Source organism: Microbacterium resistens, assembly GCF_031456305.1.
Taxonomy (GTDB): domain Bacteria; phylum Actinomycetota; class Actinomycetes; order Actinomycetales; family Microbacteriaceae; genus Microbacterium; species Microbacterium resistens_A.
The window spans coordinates 1-18,483 of record NZ_JAVDUM010000018.1; the positions used below are offsets into that span (position 1 = coordinate 1).

General features: G+C 71.3%; 14 protein-coding genes. 5 read left to right on the forward strand and 9 right to left on the reverse strand.

Annotated features, from left to right (window positions below; all coding sequences use genetic code 11):
* The first annotated feature begins 243 nt into the window (after positions 1 to 243).
* The 5 genes from J2Y69_RS17065 (at position 244) to J2Y69_RS17085 (ending at position 6,473) form a co-directional block, all read left to right on the forward strand.
* Positions 244 to 453: a heavy-metal-associated domain-containing protein gene (locus tag J2Y69_RS17065; RefSeq protein ID WP_310022999.1), complete on the forward strand. Its 210-nt coding sequence runs from the start codon at positions 244 to 246 to the stop codon at positions 451 to 453.
* Positions 453 to 1,442: a heavy-metal-associated domain-containing protein gene (locus J2Y69_RS17070; RefSeq protein ID WP_310023001.1), complete on the forward strand. Its 990-nt coding sequence runs from the start codon at positions 453 to 455 to the stop codon at positions 1,440 to 1,442. Before J2Y69_RS17065 ends, J2Y69_RS17070 begins: the two co-directional genes overlap by 1 nt.
* A 68-nt stretch (positions 1,443 to 1,510) precedes the next feature.
* A complete protein-coding gene (locus tag J2Y69_RS17075) occupies positions 1,511 to 3,769 on the forward strand; it encodes a heavy metal translocating P-type ATPase (protein ID WP_310023003.1) in 2,259 nt (752 codons plus the stop codon).
* Between the two features lie 227 nt (positions 3,770 to 3,996).
* Positions 3,997 to 5,472 (forward strand): MATE family efflux transporter, encoded by a 1,476-nt coding sequence (locus J2Y69_RS17080; RefSeq protein ID WP_310023005.1) that lies wholly within the window; start codon positions 3,997 to 3,999, stop codon positions 5,470 to 5,472.
* Positions 5,473 to 5,552: 80 nt separating this feature from the next.
* Complete coding sequence (locus J2Y69_RS17085; protein WP_310023007.1) at positions 5,553 to 6,473, forward strand: VOC family protein; 921 nt, start codon at positions 5,553 to 5,555, stop codon at positions 6,471 to 6,473.
* 203 nt (positions 6,474 to 6,676) lie between these two features.
* On the opposite strand, the gene J2Y69_RS17090 is transcribed toward J2Y69_RS17085, so the two are convergent.
* The 9 genes from J2Y69_RS17090 to J2Y69_RS17130 form a co-directional block, all read right to left on the reverse strand.
* The gene (locus tag J2Y69_RS17090; RefSeq protein WP_310023009.1) at positions 6,677 to 7,216 is read right to left on the reverse strand and encodes an OsmC family protein; all 540 of its coding nucleotides are present in this window, start codon (positions 7,214 to 7,216) and stop codon (positions 6,677 to 6,679) included.
* The gene (locus J2Y69_RS17095) at positions 7,213 to 8,196 is read right to left on the reverse strand and encodes an ROK family protein (RefSeq protein WP_310023010.1); all 984 of its coding nucleotides are present in this window, start codon (positions 8,194 to 8,196) and stop codon (positions 7,213 to 7,215) included. Before J2Y69_RS17095 ends, J2Y69_RS17090 begins: the two co-directional genes overlap by 4 nt.
* 6 nt (positions 8,197 to 8,202) lie before the next feature.
* Complete coding sequence (gene argH, locus J2Y69_RS17100) at positions 8,203 to 9,708, reverse strand: argininosuccinate lyase (RefSeq protein ID WP_310023012.1); 1,506 nt, start codon at positions 9,706 to 9,708, stop codon at positions 8,203 to 8,205.
* A gap of 45 nt (positions 9,709 to 9,753) precedes the next feature.
* Positions 9,754 to 11,496 (reverse strand): ABC transporter permease, encoded by a 1,743-nt coding sequence (locus J2Y69_RS17105; protein ID WP_310023014.1) that lies wholly within the window; start codon positions 11,494 to 11,496, stop codon positions 9,754 to 9,756.
* The gene (locus J2Y69_RS17110) at positions 11,496 to 12,581 is read right to left on the reverse strand and encodes an ABC transporter ATP-binding protein (RefSeq protein WP_310023016.1); all 1,086 of its coding nucleotides are present in this window, start codon (positions 12,579 to 12,581) and stop codon (positions 11,496 to 11,498) included. The genes J2Y69_RS17105 and J2Y69_RS17110 overlap by 1 nt, the downstream gene beginning before the upstream one ends.
* Before the next feature lie 8 nt (positions 12,582 to 12,589).
* Positions 12,590 to 13,693 (reverse strand): extracellular solute-binding protein, encoded by a 1,104-nt coding sequence (locus J2Y69_RS17115; RefSeq protein ID WP_310023017.1) that lies wholly within the window; start codon positions 13,691 to 13,693, stop codon positions 12,590 to 12,592.
* Positions 13,694 to 13,773: 80 nt separating this feature from the next.
* The gene (locus J2Y69_RS17120) at positions 13,774 to 14,889 is read right to left on the reverse strand and encodes an ROK family transcriptional regulator (protein ID WP_310023019.1); all 1,116 of its coding nucleotides are present in this window, start codon (positions 14,887 to 14,889) and stop codon (positions 13,774 to 13,776) included.
* Positions 14,886 to 15,836: an N-acetyl-1-D-myo-inositol-2-amino-2-deoxy-alpha-D-glucopyranoside deacetylase gene (mshB, locus tag J2Y69_RS17125; RefSeq protein WP_310023021.1), complete on the reverse strand. Its 951-nt coding sequence runs from the start codon at positions 15,834 to 15,836 to the stop codon at positions 14,886 to 14,888. Before mshB ends, J2Y69_RS17120 begins: the two co-directional genes overlap by 4 nt.
* A gap of 864 nt (positions 15,837 to 16,700) precedes the next feature.
* A complete protein-coding gene (locus J2Y69_RS17130) occupies positions 16,701 to 18,464 on the reverse strand; it encodes an AMP-binding protein (protein WP_310023023.1) in 1,764 nt (587 codons plus the stop codon).
* Positions 18,465 to 18,483 lie beyond the last annotated feature (19 nt).

Genomic DNA, 18,483 nt, shown 5'->3' on the forward strand with positions numbered 1-18,483 from the left:
TGATCGGTACTCACTGACCATCGCACGATGGCTCGCTAGCGTCTACGACACCGTGAGCCCTGCCAGAAACCCCACCACTCCCCGGGACGCCACCCAAGAGATGAGCCACGCGGGGCAAGAGATGAGCCAGGCGAGGCAAGAGAGATGAGGGTTTCGGGAATACCCCTAGGGGGTACTATGGTTGACAACAGCATCGGGTACCCGTCGGGGGTACCGGGATGAGATCAGGGAAGAGGGATCGACATGACTACGACCGAGTACCAGGTGACGGGGATGACCTGCGGGCACTGCGAGATGTCGGTGCGCCGCGAGGTGAGCGGCATCGCGGGCGTCGAGGACGTCCAGGTGAGCGCCTCGACGGGCGCGCTCACGGTGAGCGCCACCGGGCCGATCGACGACGCCGCGGTCCTGGCCGCGGTCGACGAGGCCGGCTACTCGGCGGTACGCGCCTGATGAACGCCGCGGGACGGCTCGGCCTCTACGCCGCCGGGCTCGCGGCGGCGTTCGTCGCGGCCTTCGGCGTCGCGGCGGCCGTCGTCCCGCCGCAGGCCGCGGCCGATGCCCAGACCGCCACGACGGAGCAGCACGGGAAGCAGGGAGAGGGAGAGATGCAGGGGCACGAGAACGCACACGCCACCGGCAGCACGCCGGGACCACACGCCACCGACAGCGCACCGGGACAGGCCGATGGGCAGGGGGACGCGTCGAGCCACGGCGCCGCACCGGCCGGGGTCGCGCTCGCCGCGGACGGCTACACGCTCGACCGCATCGAGGCGCCGGAGGCCGCGGGCGGGAGCGGGACGCTCTCGTTCCGGATCCTTACCGAGGGCGGATCGCCGGTCACCTCCTTCGAGGAGTCGCACGAGAAGCAGCTGCATCTCATCGTCGTCCGCACCGACGGATCGGGCTTCCGCCATGTGCACCCGGTCCTGGATGCGGCGACCGGCGTCTGGTCGACGCCATGGACCTGGGACGCCGCCGGCGCCTACCGCGTGTTCGCCGACTTCGCGCCGACCGGAGGCGACGCCGTCACGCTCTCCCGCCTCGTCGATGTCGCAGGCGCAGTCGCACCGGTCCCGGCGACGCCGAGCGCCGTCGCCGCGGTCGACGGCTTCGAGGTGACGATCGACGGCGACCTCGTGGCCGGCGGCTCCTCGGAGCTCACGGTCACCGTCCGCCGCGACGGCGCCCCGATCACCGCGCTCCAACCGTATCTCGGAGCCTTCGGCCATCTCGTCGCGCTCCGCGAGGGCGACCTGGCCTACCTCCACGTCCACGCCGAGGGCGCGGAGCCCGAGCCGGGTGCGCTCTCCGGGCCTGACATCGCCTTCTCCGCGCACGCACCGACGGCAGGGCGGTACTTCCTCTACCTGGACTTCCAGGTCGACGGCGTCGTGCACACGGCACCCTTCGTGCTCGACGCGACGACGGCTTCGCACTGAGCCCGGCTCGCCGGCCGCGCGCACCACGCCACGAAACCCGCATGCAGCAATCGAGAGGAGAAGCAGACATGAACGCATCCGCCACCGCCGCGCCGAGCGTCGAACTGGAGATCGGTGGGATGACCTGCGCCTCCTGCGCGATGCGGATCGAGAAGAAGCTCAACAGGCTCGACGGCATCTCCGCCACGGTGAACTACGCCACCGAGAAGGCCAAGGTCCAGATCCCCGAGGGATACGACCCCGCCCTGCTCATCGCCGAGGTGGAGAAGACCGGGTACACCGCCGCCCTCCCCGCGCCGCCTGCGGGAGAGGGGGAGGGTGGACGCGCCGCCGACGGCGAGGACGACCCCGAGCTCCGTTCGCTGCGCACACGCCTGATCGGCTCCGTCGTCCTGTCCGTCCCCGTCATCGCGATGGCGATGATCCCCGCGCTGCAGTTCCCCTTCTGGCAGTGGGCGTCGCTCGCGCTCGCCGCCCCCGTGATCGTCTGGGCGGCGTGGCCGTTCCACCGGGCGGCGTGGATGAACCTTCGTCACGGCTCCGCGACCATGGACACGCTCATCTCGATGGGCACGCTCGCCGCCTTCCTCTGGTCGCTCTACGCGCTGTTCCTCGGAACGGCGGGGGCGCCGGGGATGACCCATCCCTTCACCTTCACGCTCGCGCCCTCCGACGGCGCCGCGAACATCTACCTCGAGGTCGGTGCAGGGGTGACGATGTTCATCCTCGCGGGGCGCTATTTCGAGAAGCGCTCCAAGCGCCGGGCGGGTGCGGCGCTCCGCGCGCTCCTCGAGCTCGGCGCCAAGGAGGTCGCGGTGCTCCGCGACGGCGTCGAGGTCAAGATCCCGATCGATCGGCTGCGCGCCGGGGACGAGTTCGTCGTGCGGCCCGGCGAGAAGATCGCCACCGACGGGATCGTCGTCTCCGGGGCGTCGGCCGTCGACGCGTCGATGCTCACGGGCGAGTCCGTGCCGGTCGAGGTCTCCGCGGGCGATCCGGTGACCGGGGCCACGGTGAACGCGGGCGGACGGCTCGTCGTCCGCGCCACGCGCATCGGCGCGGACACCCAGCTGGCACAGATGGCGCGGATGGTCGAGGACGCGCAGACCGGCAAGGCCGAGGTGCAGCGCCTCGCCGACCGGATCTCGGGCGTCTTCGTGCCGATCGTCATCGCGATCGCCGTCGTCACCCTCGGCGCCTGGCTCGGCGCGGGTTTCCCGGCCGCTGCGGCGTTCACGGCGGCCGTCGCCGTGCTGGTGATCGCGTGCCCCTGCGCGCTGGGGCTCGCGACGCCGACCGCGCTGCTGGTGGGCACGGGACGGGGCGCGCAGATGGGCATCCTCATCAAGGGGCCGGAGGTGCTCGAGTCCACCCGGTCCGTCGACACGATCGTCCTGGACAAGACCGGGACGGTGACGAGCGGGCGGATGACCCTCGTCGACGTCCGCACCGAGGCGGGGACGGATCGCGCCGAGCTGCTCCGTCTCGCCGGTGCGCTGGAGGACGCCTCCGAGCACCCGATCGCGCAGGCCGTCGCGAAGGCGGCCACGGTCGAGGTCGGTCAGCTCCCCGTTCCCGAGGACTTCGCGAACGTCGAGGGCAGGGGCGTGCAAGGCGTCGTCGACGGGCATGCGGTGCTGGTGGGCCGGGAGACGCTGCTCGCGGACTGGTCTCAGCGCCTGAGCCCGGGGCTCGTCGCGGCCAAGGCCGAGGCGGAGGCGGACGGCAAGACCGTCGTCGCGGTCGGATGGGACGGCGCCGCGCGCGGAATCCTGGTGATCGCCGACACGGTGAAGCCCACCAGCGCGGAGGCCATCGCGCAGCTGAAGGCGCTGGGCCTCACCCCCGTGCTGCTCACCGGCGACAACGAGGCGGTGGCCCGGCGGATCGCCGCCGAGGTCGGCATCGATCAGGTCCACGCGGAGGTGCTGCCCCAGGACAAGGTGGCCGTCGTCGCCCGCCTCCAGGGCGAGGGCAGGGTTGTGGCGATGGTCGGCGACGGGGTGAACGACGCCCCGGCCCTCGCGCAGGCCGATCTGGGCCTTGCGATGGGGACGGGCACGGACGTCGCGATCGAGGCGTCCGACATCACGCTCGTCCGCGGCGACCTGCGCAGCGCGGTCGACGCGATCCGGCTCGCGCGGAAGACGCTCGGGACGATCAAGACCAACCTGTTCTGGGCGTTCGCGTACAACGTGGCGGCGATCCCGATCGCGGCCCTCGGTCTGCTGAACCCGATGCTCGCGGGCGCGGCGATGGCCCTGTCCAGCGTGTTCGTCGTGGGCAACAGCCTCCGCCTGCGGGCCTTCCGCAGCGTCGTCGACTGACGCGCCCACCCGGCGTCCGCGCCCCCGATGTCCGTGTCTACTCGATGTTCCCGTCGCGAAAACTGCCGCTTGCGAGGCCACGCAGCGGCAGTTTTTGCGACGGGAACGGGTGAGGATCGCCCGTCGCGCGCGGCCGAATCGATTCGATAGGCTGAGGGGACCGGCTCGTCGCACCCGTGCGGCGGGCCTGCGTCGTCCCGATCCGTCCCTCCCGCTTTGAGAGCACCATGGCCACGTCACTCACCACGGGCCGTCCGTGGCGCGTCATCCTCGCGTTCTCCGTGCCTCTGCTCATCGGCAACGTCGTCCAGCAGCTCTACCAGTTCGTCGACGCCGTCGTCGTCGGACGCCATCTCGGCGTCGACTCGCTCGCCGCCGTCGGCGCCACCGGCAGCCTGATCTTCCTCCTGATCGGCTTCGCCTGGGGCCTGTCCAGCGGCTTCGCGATCCCCACCGCGCAGGCGTTCGGGGCGGGCGACCACGCCGCGGTGCGCCGCTCCGTCGCCACCGGCACGCTGCTCACGGCCGCGGCGAGCATCCTGCTCACGGTCTTCGGGCCCCTGATCGCCGGCCCCGCGCTGACGCTGCTGCGCACGCCGCCCGAGCTCATCGCCGAGGCGACGGCGTTCACCCAGGTGACGTTCGTCGGCGGCAGCACGATCATGTTCTTCAACTACCTGACCGCGATCATCCGCGCGATCGGCGACTCGCGCACCCCGCTGGTGTTCCTCACCGTCTCCTGCGCGCTGAACGTCGGTCTCGTGGTCCTGATGGTCGGACCGCTCGGCTGGGGCGTCGCGGGCGCCGCGTGGGCGACCACGCTCGCGCAGGCCGTGTCGGTCGCCCTCTGCCTGATCTACCTGTGGAAGCGCGTGCCCGTGCTGCACGTCCGCCGTGCGGACTGGCGCGTGAGCCGCGCCGACATCGCGGAGCACCTCCGGCTGGGGCTGCCGATGGGCTTCCAGGCCTCGATCATCGCGATCGGCACCCTCACGGTCCAGGTGGCGCTGAACACGCTCGGCGCGGAGGCGGTGGCGGCGTACACCACGGCCTCCCGGGTCGACAGCCTCGCCGTCGCCTTCCTGTCGTCGCTGGGCCTCGCCGCCTCGATGTACACCGCGCAGAACCTCGGCGCCGGCCGCCCCGACCGGATCCGCCGCGGGGTCGTGCAGGCGACCTGGATGTCGATCGGGGTCGCGCTGGTCCTCGGCCTCCTCCTGGTCGTGTTCGGCACGGTGATGGTGCGGCTGTTCATCGGCGACGGATCGGACGAGGTGGTGCACCTCGCCTGGATCATGCTGCTGGTCAACGGGCTCAGCTACTCGGCGCTGGGCGTGCTGTTCGTGCTGCGGGGAGCGCTCCAGGGGCTCGGCCACACGCTCATCCCGACCGTGACCGGCGTGATCGAGCTCGTCGCGCGCGTCGTGGCCGCGATCGTCCTCGGCGCCCTGATCGGATACCTGGGCGTCGCGCTGAGCAACCCGCTGGCCTGGATCGGCGCGGCGGCGCTGCTGATCCCCGCCTACGTCCGCGCGCACCGGCGGTTGGCGACCATGCCGGTGGACCCCGCCCATGCGACCCTCACCACCCCGATCCCGGTGGTCGGGCCGACCGACGGCTCCATGGTCGTCGACGCCGTCATCACCGCGCCGATCCCGATCGCCGCCCCGCGCCGCCGCGGCCGGTTCCGCTCCCGCGTCTGAGACCTCTTGTGCGTCGCGGCTCCGAGCGTCAATCTGGGGGAGGGCCGAACCGGGCCCGGCGACGAGCGAGGAGGCGCGTCATGACCGCGCAGAGGATCATCCCGAACATCTGGTGCGACCGGAATGCGGAGGAGGCCGGTGCCTTCTACGCGTCGGTCTTCGGCGGGTCCAGCAGCGTCGTCGGGCGGTATCCGGAGGAGGGGCTGCCCGACTTCCAGAAGGACTTCGCGGGCAAGGCGGTGACGGTGGACGTCGAGATCGAGGGCTTCCAGATCACGCTCATCAACGCCGGGAGCGAGTTCCGGCCGAATCCGACGATCTCCTTCCTGCTGAACGTCGACCCGCGCCGCTTCGGCGGCGAGGGGGCGGCCCGTGCGCGCATCGACGAGATCTGGGGGCGCCTCTCCGAGGGCGGCACCGCCATGATGCGGCTGACCTCCTACCCCCACAGCGCCTACTACGGCTGGATCGAGGACCGGTTCGGCGTCAGCTGGCAGCTCATGCTGACCGAGGCGTCGGACGAGACGTCGCCCGATGAGGAGCCGGCGCCGTTCATCGTCCCCGATCTGCTCTTCGTCGGTCCCGCGCAGAGCAGGGCGCGCGAGGCGATCGACTTCTACACCGGCCTGTTCCCCGACTCCGGCGCGGGGATGACGGTCGGATATCCGGCCGCGCAGGGGCCCGCGAACGCCGGCGACGTGATGTTCGCCGAGTTCCGCCTCGCCGGTCAGCCGTTCGCGGCGATGGACTCGGCGGCCGAGATGAGCACGCGCTTCGACTGCGGCGTCTCCCTGGAGGTGCGCTGCGACGATCAGGCCGAGATCGACCGCCTGTGGGACGCGCTCTCGACGGTGCCCGAGGCCGAGGCCTGCGGCTGGTGCGCGGACCGCTTCGGCGTCAGCTGGCAGATCGTGCCGTCGAACATGGGCGAGCTCATGGCCCGTCCCGGCGCCTACGGCCACATGATGCAGATGAAGAAGCTGATCATCGCCGACTTCTGATCCACCCTGTCTGTTCGCCCCCGCACCGGCCCCGCGTCGGCCTACGTCCGCGAGACTGCAACTGCGTTCCGAGACTGCAGGAAAATCGCGCAGTCTCGAGACGCAGTTGCAGTCTCGCGGAGATGAGGCGGGCGGGAACGGGCCGGGGCAGGAGGGGCCGGCGGGACGGGAATGGCCGGGAAGGAACGGGCGGCAGCGCCGCGTCAGGCCACCACGAGGCGGACGTCGGTCGGGGTGCGCAGGGCGTGGACGATGGGGCAGGTCGCCTCGCCCTCGGCGATGAAGGCGAGCCGCTCCTCCTCGGTGAGGGAGGGGGCGACGAGGTCCACCGTGATCTCGATGTCGTGCGGGGGAGCGGGCCGGTCGCTCGGGACGCCGAAGAACCGGGCGTCGTTGTTCCGCGCGCGGACCGTCACCTCCGCCCGCTCGAGCGGGATCCCCCGCCACGCCGCGAGGCAGAGGTAGGTGTGGGTGAGGCAGGTGGAGATCACGCCGAGCAGCAGCTCGGGCGAGGTCGGCCCGAGGTCCCAGCCGCCGATATCGGCCCCGCCGTCGCCGACCAGGTGGAAGTCGCGGATCGACAGCTTGCGGACGCCGGTGAGGTCATCGGCCACGCAGCGGGCCTCGAGCTGCTCGTCCCAGTCCTCGGTGGCGGGGCGCCGGGCGGCGGCGGCGTGCATCGCCGCGCCCTTCTGCACGAGGTGGGCGGACAGGGTGCGCACGGGCGCGGCGTCGGCGGTCATCGGAGTACTCCTTCTGCGGTTCGGGCGAGGATGAGGGCACCGCGCAGCGACGCGTCGGCGCCGAAGGCGGACGGCACGATCTCCGGCGGATAGGGGAGGGCGGCGGTGAGGCGCGCGGTCAGCGGCGCGAACAGCGCGTCGCCGGCCGCGGTCATCCCGCCGCCGATCGCGATCCGGGCGGGATCCACCGTCAGCGCGGCCGTGACGAGGTGGCGGGCGATCTCGTCGATCGCCCCCGTCCACAGTCGCTCGGCGGAGGCCGATGAGGCCACCGCCTCGACGAGCCCGCGCGCGTCGGAGGCGGGGACGTCGCCGGCCGCGGCGGAACGCCGACCGAGGCCGCTGCCGCCGGCATACTCCTCCAGCGTCTCCACAGTCTCCGTGGCCGCCACAGTCTCCGCCGCCGCAGCCTCCCCGGCGCCAGTGCCAGCGCCAGCGCCGGCACCGGCCGGCACGGGCACCGTCCTCGGCATGCGCCCGATGATCCCGTAGCCGATCTCGCCCGCCGCGCCGTGCGCGCCGTGCAGCACGACGTCGTCGAGGACGACGGCGATCGCGATCCCGGTCCCGAGGTTCACGTACAGCCCGGTCCCCGCATCCCGCAGCGCCCCGGTCCGGGACTCCGCGAGCGCCGCGGCCTTGACGTCGTTCTCGATCCGCAGCGCCGTGACCCCGAACGCCTCCCGCAGCCGTGCGCCGAGGGAGAGGTCGGTCCAGCCGACCACGTTCGGCGCCAGATCCACGTGGTCGTCGTGGACGATCCCGGGGGTGGACACGCCGACGGCGGCGATCGGACCGGCCGCGGCGACGAGCCGCCGGGCCTCGGCGAAGGTCCGTTCCAGGACGCTCGCCGCCGCCTCGCCCTCGCCGATCCGGAGCCTGCCGCTCACGCCCGTGCCGTCAGGGCCCTCGACGCGGAGGGCGACCTTGGTGCCGCCGAAGTCGATGCCGAGGACGTTCATCCGCGTCGCCTCAGACATCCGTCCTCACTTGCGCAGTGCCGCGGTCGCGGACACGAGGTCCTCCGCGACGCCGTCGAGGTGGGCGCGCACGCCGTCCCGCCACGCGCGGAACTCCGCGGCGGTGGCCGTCCGTGCCGTCGCCATCCGCGCGACCTCGGCGGGGGCGGCGCCTCCGGTCGAGGTGCGGACCGCGACGAAGTTGTCGGCGTCGAGGGCGCGCGCGATGTCGGCGGCCGTCAGCGGCACGTCGTGCCCGACGACCTCCTCCGCGACGGCGTGCACCCGCTCGGGGGAGAGCTCGCGCACGTCGGTGGTGCCCGCCGCGTCCGCCTCGCGGACGATGCGGGAGACGACCCGGTGGGCCTGCGTGAAGGTCAGCCCGCCGTCGCGGACCAGGGTGTCGGCGAGCTCGGTCGCGTTGGCGAAGGAGGCCAGCGCTCGCTCGCGCATCACGTCGGAGTTGACCTGGATGGTCCCCAGCACGCCGGTGAGCAGGTGCAGGACGTCGGTGAGCGTGTCGACCGCGCGCCAGGCGTACGGCTGCAGGTCGTCCTCGGTGTCGACGATGTCGCCGAAGGGCGTGTTGTGCATCATCGTCAGGACCGTCCCCGCGCTCGCCGCGGCGGCCGAGAGCAGCGACCGGGAGTGCTCGATCGAGACGGGGTTGCGCTTCTGCGGCATGATCGACGAGATCTGCACGTAGGGCGCGGCCACGCGGTACAGGCCGAACTCCGCCGTGCACCACGTCAGGAAGTCGACGCAGCTGCGGCCGGTGTCGATCGCCATGAGCTGCAGCGCGATCGCGGCGTGGGCGATGTAGTCGGTCGCGGCGACCGCGTCGTAGGAGTTCTCCACGAGGCCGCGGAAGCCGAGGAGCCGCGCCATGTCCTCGCGATCGATCGGGAAGCCGGTGCCGGTGAGGGCGGCTCCTCCCATCGGGGAGTGGTCCAGACCGTCGTACGACTGCTGCACGCGGCGGATGTCGCGCCCCAGCACGTCGGCGATGGCGAGGAAGCGGTGCCCGAGCGTCGACGGCTGCGCCGGCTGGGTGTGGGTGTGCTCCAGCGACAGCGTCGAGGAGTGCTCGGCGCCGAGGCGGACGAGGGTCTCGTAGAGCTCGCCCGCCGCGTCCAGCACGCGCAGCAGCTGACGGCGCATGACCATTCGGTACAGCGTCATGCCCATGTCGTTGCGGCTGCGGGCCGTGTGCAGGCTTCCGGTGACCTCGCCGCCGATCCGCATCATCTCGTGCTCGACCGTGAAGAAGAGGTCCTCGAACTCCCCGGTGTACTCGCTCGCCGCGAGCGCGGTCAGGTCGAGGCCGTCGATCGAGGCCGCGATGGCCGACGCCTCGTCGTCGGTGAGGATCCCCGCGCGGTGGAGCATCAGGAGATGCGCCCGGTGGATCTGGATCATCGACGGCAGCAGCATGCGCTTGGCCTCGTCGTAGGCGGGCCGGAGGACCGCCGTGGTGTAGCTCTCGCCGGGGAAGGCCTCGCCGTCGCGGTCGACGATCTCGTCGCGGTTCATCTGTCTTCGTTCCTTCTTCGTGGTGGTCTTCTGGATGGGCGCGGGTCAGAGGGCGGTGGCCGCGGAGTCCCGGGATTCCATGCGCCGGGTGATGATGAGCACGATCAGCACCAGGAAGACCTGGATCATGCCGTACACCGATCCGACGCCGATGTTGCCCTGGTAGTTCTCGTTGTTCACGGCGATCGAGAGCGGGATCCACTCGGGGGTGTAGATCAGGACGCTGGCGACGAACTCGCCGACGCCGTCGACGAAGGCGAGCAGGGCGCCCGCCATGATGCCGCGGGAGAGGAGCGGGAGCACGACGCGGCGGAAGGCGTACCACCAGGTCGCGCCGAGGCTCCGCGCCGCATCCTCCAGGTTCGGGTCCATCTGCGAGAGCGAGGCGAACGTCGAGCGGAAGATGAGCGGGTTGAACCGCACGAAGTACGCAAGCGGCAGGATCGCGAAGGTCCCGACGAGCACCTGCCCGAACGCGAACGGCGAGGGGCTGGAGAACGCGGTGATGAGGTTGATCGCGACGACGGTCCCGGGGAGCGCCCAGGGCAGCATGATCGCGATGTCCAGCGCCAGCTTCCCGCGGAAGTGCATCCGGCTCATCACGTACGCGGCCCCGGCGCCGAGGATCATCGCCCCGCCCACCGCGATCACGCTCATCAGGAGCGAGTTGGTCACCGGCCGCCAGAACTCGAAGCCGCTGAACAGCTTGCCCCACCACTCCAGCGTGTACTCGCTGGGCAGCACCGTGCGCAGCCACCCGCCCTTGGCAGTGACCGAGAGCACGCCGATCATGACGATCGGGAGGACGAGGAACAGCGTCACGGGCACCGAGACGACGAGCAGCAGGATCCGTGCGGGCAGGCTCGTGACGGTCGAGCGCTTCCGGCCGCCGCCCTTCGACTGCGTCCGGTAGACCTTGCGCTGCTCGTAGGAGCGGATGACGGCGAGGAACACGATCGAGATGACGGCCAGGGTCGTCGAGATGATCGAGGCCAGCCGCATGTCGCCGTTGGTCTTCGCGATCACGATCTGCTGCGTCATGACGTCGGTGTACTGGAACAGCAGCGGCGCCGTGTAGGACGACATCGCCGACATGAAGGTGATGAGCGACCCGGCCACGAGCGCCGGGGTGAGCATCGGCAGGATCACCTTCATCCAGGTGCGCGTCTTGCCCGCGCCCATGGAGGAGGAGGCCTCCTCGAGCGAGGCGTCGGCGTTCGCCAGCGCCGCGGAGACGGTGAGGAAGAAGTAGGGGTACATCGTCATGGCGTGCACGATCAGCACGCCGCCCAGGCTCTGCAGCCAGAACATCTTCTGGTCGACGCCGAACCACTGCTCGAAGGCGAAGGGGATCCGTCCGCCGACGCCGAAGAGCAGCTTGAACGACCACACGCCCATGAGGGGAGGCAGGGCGATCGGGAGGAGCGCCAGGACCTGGAAGATCCGCCGGCCGGGGAAGTCCCAGCGGGTGAGGAGGATCGCGACGCCGGTGCCGAGGAGCCCCGCGCACAGGACCGAGAGCAGCGAGACGACGATCGACCCGCCGATCGCGGAGGTCTGCGTCGGGTTGGCGAAGAAGTCCGCCCAGGCCTTGAACGAGAAGCCGAGGACCTGCGCCTTGTCCTGCGAGACGCTGCGCCGGGCGGTCGCGATCATCGGGCCGATCACGTAGCCGATCAGCACGATCAGCAGGAGGGCGAGGGTGAGCGCCGTCGACCAGCGGCGGCGGATCCAGGACGGGCGCTTGGCGGGGCCGGCGACCCGATGCGCGTCGGTGAGCGTGACCATCAGCGCGCCGCCGGCACGCAGTAGGCGGCCTCTTCGGGCAGCACGACCCGGAGCGCGTCGCCCCGGACGGGACGGGCGTGGGCGCCGGTGAGGTCGACCTTGATGCGACCGAGCGCCGTGTCCAGCTCGCAGGAGAGGGAGTAGCCGATGAAGTCGACGTCGGCGACGGTCCCGGAGACGACGTTCTCGACATCGGCGGGGCCGGCCAGCCGGACGGACTCGGCGCGGACCGTGGCCACGATCGCCGAGCCCGTCTCGAACGAGACGCCGGGGGCGGCGTTGCCGGTGCGGACCGCGAGCGTCCCGCCGTCCGCGAGGTCGAGCAGGGCACGGGTGCCGTCGATCGCGCGGACCGTGGCGTCGAGGAGGTTGTTGCGGCCGAGGAAGCCGGCGACGAACGCCGTCAGCGGGCGGCTGTACACCTCGTCCGGCGTGCCCACCTGGTGCACGACCGCGGTGTTCATGACCGCGATCCTGGTGGACATCGCCAGCGCCTCGGCCTGGTCGTGGGTGACGTAGACCGAGGTGATCCCGGTCTCGGCGTGGAGGTCGCGGAGCGCGCCGCGCATCTCCTGGCGGAGCTTGGCGTCGAGGTTCGACATCGGCTCGTCCAGCAGGAGCAGCTGGGGGCGGAAGACGAGCGCCCGGGCGAGCGCAACGCGCTGCTGCTGCCCGCCCGAGAGCTCGTCGACGCGGGCGTTCGCCTGTGCGGCGAGCCCGACCTGGTCCAGGACCGCGGCGATCCGACGGGTGGCCTCGGCCTTCTGCACCTTCCGCACGTCCAGCCCGAACCCGACGTTCCGGGCGACCGTCATGTGCGGGAACAGCGCATAGTTCTGGAAGACCAGACCCACGTCGCGCTTGTTCGCCGGCGCATACGTCACGTTCCGGTCGTCGAAGTGGATCGTGCCGTCATCCGGCTCCTCGAAGCCGGCGATCATCCGGAGCGTCGTCGACTTGCCGCAGCCCGAAGGGCCGAGGAGGGTGAAGAACTCACCGTCGGCGATGCTCAGATCGATGCCGTCGACGACGGTCCCCGAACGGGCGAAGGATTTGCGCAGCTGGTGCAGAGTGACCGAGACCATGTGTCAGTTCAGCCCTTGTCCTTGATGTTGTCGGCCCAGTACGTCATCCACTCGTCCTGGTGCTCGGCGAAGACGGCCCAGTCGATGGTCTTCTCGTTGAGCGTGAAGTCCTTCATCCACTCCGGCTGGTCCGCCTTCGGGATCTCCATCGCGGGGATCTGGTAGTAGTCGGTCGCGAGCTTGGCCTGCATCCCCGGCTCCATCAGGAAGTCCATGAACGCCTGCGCGGCGGCCTCCTGCTTGGAGTTCTTGATGATGCCGACGCCGTCCACGAGCACCGGGGCGCCGGAGGAGGGCATGACGTAGCCCCACGGCCGGTTGTTCTTCAGCGGCTGGATGAGCGCGTCCTGCATGTTCCACACGGTCACCTGCCCCGTCCCCTGGTCGAGCTGGGTGTACATGTCGTCGGGGGTCGCGGCGTACGAGACGGTGTTCGCGTCGATCTTCTTCAGCAGGTCGTAGCCGGCGTCGGGCGTGCCGTTCTTGTCGAACGCGTCGTAGACCATCGAGGCGTAGATCGTGCGCATCGTGCCGGAGGGCATGACGTCGCGGATGACGATCTTGTCCTTCCACTCGGGCTTGGCGAGGTCCGCCCAGTCCTTGGGCGCGGTGTCCTTGGTCAGCAGGTCGGAGTTGTAGATGATCACCTCGGGCAGGAGCATCTCCGCGATCCACTGGCCCTTGGGGTCCTTGTACTTGTCGGCCACGGCGTCGCCGTGCTTCGGCTCGTAGGAGGCCAGGAGCCCCTCGGCCGCCGCCTGCTCGAACTGCTGCTGCGTGCCGCCCCACAGGAAGCCGGCCTGCGGGTTGCCGGACTCGGCGCGCATCCGGTCGAGGTTGTCCTGGGCGCCGGCGATGACGGGGGTCACCTTCCCGGCGTACTCGGGGTGCTTCTTCTGGAACTCCGCGATCACCCAGGCGACCTCGTCCTTGTCGCGTCCGGTGTAGATCGTGAGGTTCTCGCTGGGCTGGGCGCTCGCGCCGCCGCCGCTCTCGGTGTTCTGCGGGGTCGCGGGGGCGACGTCGCCGGAGCAGCCGGCGAGCAGGAGGGCGGAGGCGGCCGCGAAGGCGGCGCCGGCGAGCAGTCGGGTCGATCGGTTCTTTGCCATCATGTCTTCCTCGTCACATGGCGCGGCGGGTGCCGCGGAGGGGGGTCGGTTCGGGTCCTGCGAGGGGGGAGGGGGAGCTGCGGTCATAGGCCTCCGGCGAGGAGCTGCTGCCAGCAGCGGTTGATCGCGGAGTCGAGGATCGCGTCCGGCTGGGACCGGGCCGCGCGCACCTCGGGAGGGAAGGGGACCGCGCCGCGGAGGCCGGCGAGGATGGCGGCGCGCTCCTGGTCGCGGAAGGCGCGGGCGTGGCCGCCGAGGAGGACGACGTGCGGGTCGAGGAGGGCGGCGACCACGGCGATCACGTGGGAGAAGGCCGCCAGCACGTCGCGCCGGACCTCCTGGGCGAGCGGGTCGCCGGCGTCCGCGAGCGCGAGGAGCACCGGGACGACGGGATGGGAGACCGTGTGCCCGCCGGCGGCGAGGCGTTCGGCGATCGCGGTGATGGAGGTGGTGTCCTCGAAGTCGGCCCGATCGGCGGGGCCCACCGGGATGAGGCCGATCTCGCCGGCCGCGCCGTGGTCGCCCTCGATGAGGCGTCCTCCGGCGATGACGCCGGCGCCGATGCCGCGGGCGCCGAGGTAGAGGTAGACGGCGTTGCGCCGCGCGCGGTCGTCGAGCGTGCGCCGCTCGGCCGCCATCATGAGGTTGACGTCGTTGTCGATCGTGACCACGACGCCGAACCGCTCGCGCAGGAGCGCGCGCAGCGGGACGGGGTCTGCCCAGCCGAGGTCCGGTGCGGCGCTGACCTCGCCCGTGGTCGCGTCGACGACGCCGGGCACGGAGACGCCGATGCTCAGCAGCCGCGGGGTGCGGCGGGCGAGCTCCTCGATCGTGCGGACGATGTCCTCGGGACGGACGGGTGCGCTCGCGGCGCTCCGCCCCTCCCCGATCGGGGTGCCGTGCAGGTCGACGCTCCGCGCGACGACGCCCTCGGCGGTGCAGGAGACGGCCAGGAGCGCCCCGTGGTGGCGGGCAACCTCGAGCCGGACCGGCGGACGGCCGATCGCCTGGGTCTGCGCGCCGGTCTCGCGGACCACGCCGTCGTCGATCAGGCCGCGCACGATGCGGGTGATGAGCGAGGGGCTCACGCCGAACTGCTCGACCAGGTCGGAGCGGCTCTTGCGCTCCTCGTGCAGGGCGCCGACGACGCGTGCGCGCTGGGTCCGCCGGTCGGCGACCGCGAGGGTGGGCCTGGTCATCGGGACTCCGGAGCCGGGGCGGGGGTCGAGGTGGGTGCTGGGGACGTGTCCGATGACACGGTCGGGGAGAACGGGGGGAGCAGGTCGGTCTCGTAGGCGGTTCCGGTGCGACGGCCGCCCTTGACCCGGATGAACCACTCGCGATCCTGAATGCGCATGCCGCGGCCGGAGGCGAGCACCCAGTACGGGCCCTTCACGGTGAGCTGCGTGCGGTGACAGTCCAGTGCCGCGGTCTTCGCGTCCAGGAACGCCGAGACGTCGTACTCGACGTCGATCTCGTCGTCCTCGTGGACGCCGTCCGGGTACTCGGCGGGGTCGGGATCGACCCACAGCCCCAGCTCCTCGGCGTGCGTGGCGAGCTCGGTCAGCTCGGCGACGATCCGCTCGCGGGGGACGGCGGTCCAGTAGACGAGCGGGACGTCCCACGCCGGGGCGTCGAGCGCGGCGGCCGGATCGGCGGCGAGCTCGATCCCGCGCATCGTCACGCGGTGGGTCTGGATATGGTCCGGGTGGCCGTAGCCGCCGTTCGGGTCGTAGGTCACGACCGCCTGCGGGCGGAGCTCGCGGATGACCGCCGCCATCAGCAGTCCCGCCTCGTCCAGGTCCGCCTGCCAGAACGCGTCGGGCCGGTCGTTGGCAGGGATGCCCATACGACCGGAGTCCCGGAAGCGGCCCTGCCCGCCGAGGTAGCGGTGATCGGCGACGCCGAGGGCGGTCATCGCGCCGGCGAGCTCGCGTGCCCGCTCCGGCCCGAGCGCGTCGTCCTCGTCGACGTGGAGGTGCTGGAGCTCCGGCACGGCGATCTTGCCCTGTTCGCCCTGCGTGGAGGTGACCACCGTCACGCCGTGGCCCTCGCCGAGGAGCCGCGCGATCGCACCTCCGGTGGCGCAGCTCTCGTCGTCGGGATGCGCGTGCGTGAAGAGCACGTGTGCGGCGGACTCTGCCATGCCGATCTCCTCTGATCGTGGGTCCTGTGGGTCCCCCGTGGGTCCGGGGGGGGGGGGTACTTGGGGGTTCCTGGGTTCCGGTGGTTCCTGGGGGGATGTGGTCCGGGTTCCGGGGGTGTGTCTGGGTGGGGGTATTGGGCCGGGGCGGTTCACGGGCCAGCGGGGTGTCTTCGCCCGGATTGAGTTTGATTCTGGCAGAAAGAATCAAACTCGGACAGAACGGAAAATAAGTCCCTCCCGCGCCGCTTCCCACCCCGGCCATGTCCCACTTTCGGCGCCCCGCGTCCCACTTTCGGTAGGTCTTGTCCCACTTTCGGTTGCCAATGGGACCCATTTCCAACAGAAAGTGGGACACGGGACACGGGAGGGGGGCATGGGCCACCGGATACCGGATACCGGGCACCGGATACCGGATACCGGATACCGGATACCGGACACAGGACACCGGACACTGGACACGGGGCGGAACCGATGGGTTGGGTCCGGGAGGAGGTCGCCGGGCGGTGGTCCCAGCGTCGCCTCGGACGGCGGCCCCAGCCTGGCCTCAAGGTGTGGTCCCGGCCGGTCCCCGGGTATTGCCCCAGCCTGGCCTCGGGACAGGGCTCCAGCGGGGCTCGGGGCGGTAGCCCCAGCCTGGTCTCGGGCGGCGGCCCGGCCCGTGTCCCGCTATCGGTGCCCCGTGTCCCACTTTCAGCGGGTCTTGTCCCGATTTCGGTTGCGTAGAGGTGCCCTACTCAACAGAAAGTGGGACGTAGGACGTAGGACGTAGGACACAGGACGCAGGACGCAGGACGCAGGACGTAGGACGCAGGACACAGGGGCGCGGAAGCACAGGGGCCGCAGGCAGCAGCCCCCGCCCCGGTCTCAGCGGTGGTCGCGGTCGTGGTGCTGGCCGGCCTCGTCGCCGGCGGCCACGCGCTCGGCCTCCCGTGCGCGCAGCTCCACGCGCCGGATCTTGCCGGAGATGGTCTTCGGCAGCTCGGGCACGAACTCGACGATCCGCACCCACAGATGCGGCGAGAGGTGCTCGCGGGCGTGCGCGAAGATCGAGCCGGCGACGCGCTCCGGATCCGCCGCGCCCGCCGCGGTGAGGCAGACGTACGCCTTCGGGACCGCGAGCCGGGTGGGATCGGGGCTCGGCACGACGGCCGCCTCGACGACGTCGGCGTGCTCGAGCAGCACGGACTCCAGCTCGAAGGGCGAGATCTTGTAGTCCGACGCCTTGAACACGTCGTCCGCGCGGCCGACGTAGGTGAGATAGCCGTCGGCGTCGCGTGCGGCGATGTCGCCGGTGTGGTGATAGCCGCCGCGCCGAGACTCCGCGGTCGCCTCCGGGTCCTCGAAGTACCCGGCCATGAGTCCGAGCGGCGCCTGCGACAGGTCCAGGGCGATCTCGCCCTCGTCGTCGACCGGCATGCCGGAGACCGGATCGAGCAGGACCACCGGATAGCCGGGCAGCGGTCGCCCCATCGATCCGTCCTTCACCGGCTGACCGGGGGAGTTGCCGACGCAGCAGGTCATCTCGGTCTGTCCGAATCCGTCGCGGATCGTGCCGCCCCAGGCCGACCGCACGCGCGAGATGACCTCGGGGTTCAGCGGCTCTCCGGCCCCGACGAGCTCGCGCGGCGGATGGGCGAGTCGCGTGAGATCGGCCTGGATGAGCATCCGCCAGACGGTCGGCGGGGCGCAGAAGGTGCTCACCCGGTGCGTGTCCATCACGCGCATGAGGGTGTCGGCGTCGAAGCGGTCGTAGTCGTAGACGAACACGGTCGCCTCGGCGAGGAACGGGGAGTAGAAGCTCGACCAGGCGTGCTTCGCCCAGCCGGGGGAGGAGATGTTGAGGTGCACGTCGTCGGGTCGGAGGCCCAGCCACCACATGGTCGAGAGGTGCCCCACCGGGTAGGACACGTGCGTGTGCTGGACGAGCTTCGGCCTGCTGGTCGTGCCGGAGGTGAAGTACAGGAGGCTGGTGTCCGATGCGGGTGTCGGACCATCGGGCTCGAAGACGGTGGGCGCGTCCGTCGAGGAGTCGAAGGACTGCCAGCCTGCGGGGGACCCGGTGTCGGTCCCGTTGCCGGTGCCGTTCCCGGTTCCGGTGGCGTTCCCGGGTCCGGCTCCGACGGCGATGCGGAGGACGGATCCGTCGAGCCCTGAGACCCGCTCCGCGAGCGTGGCGAGGGTCACGATCGCCCGGGCGTGACTCCGCTCGGCGCGGTAGGCGAGGTCTCCGGCGGACAGGAGCGTGGAGCTCGGGACGGCCACGGCGCCGAGCTTGGCGAGGCCGAGCATCGTCTCCCAGAGCTCGATGGTGTTGCCGAGCATGACGAGGACGTGGTCGCCCCGGCCGATGCCGAGGCCGCGGAACCAGTTCGCGACCTGGTCCGAGCGTGCCGAGAGCTCGCCGTACGTCCAGGTCTGCACGGAGAGGTCGGCGGACACGATCTGCACGGCCGGCCGGTCCGGATTCTCCCCGGCGATCACGTCGAACCATTCCAGGGCGAAGTTGAACTCGGTCAGCTCCGGCCAGCGGAATCCGCGCCGCGCGCCGGCGTAGTCGGTGGCGTGGGCCGAGAGGAGGTCGCGCATCTCGCGGATCGCGGTGGTGGCGGCGGTGGCGGACCGGGTCATCGGGAGCTCCTTCGCTGGA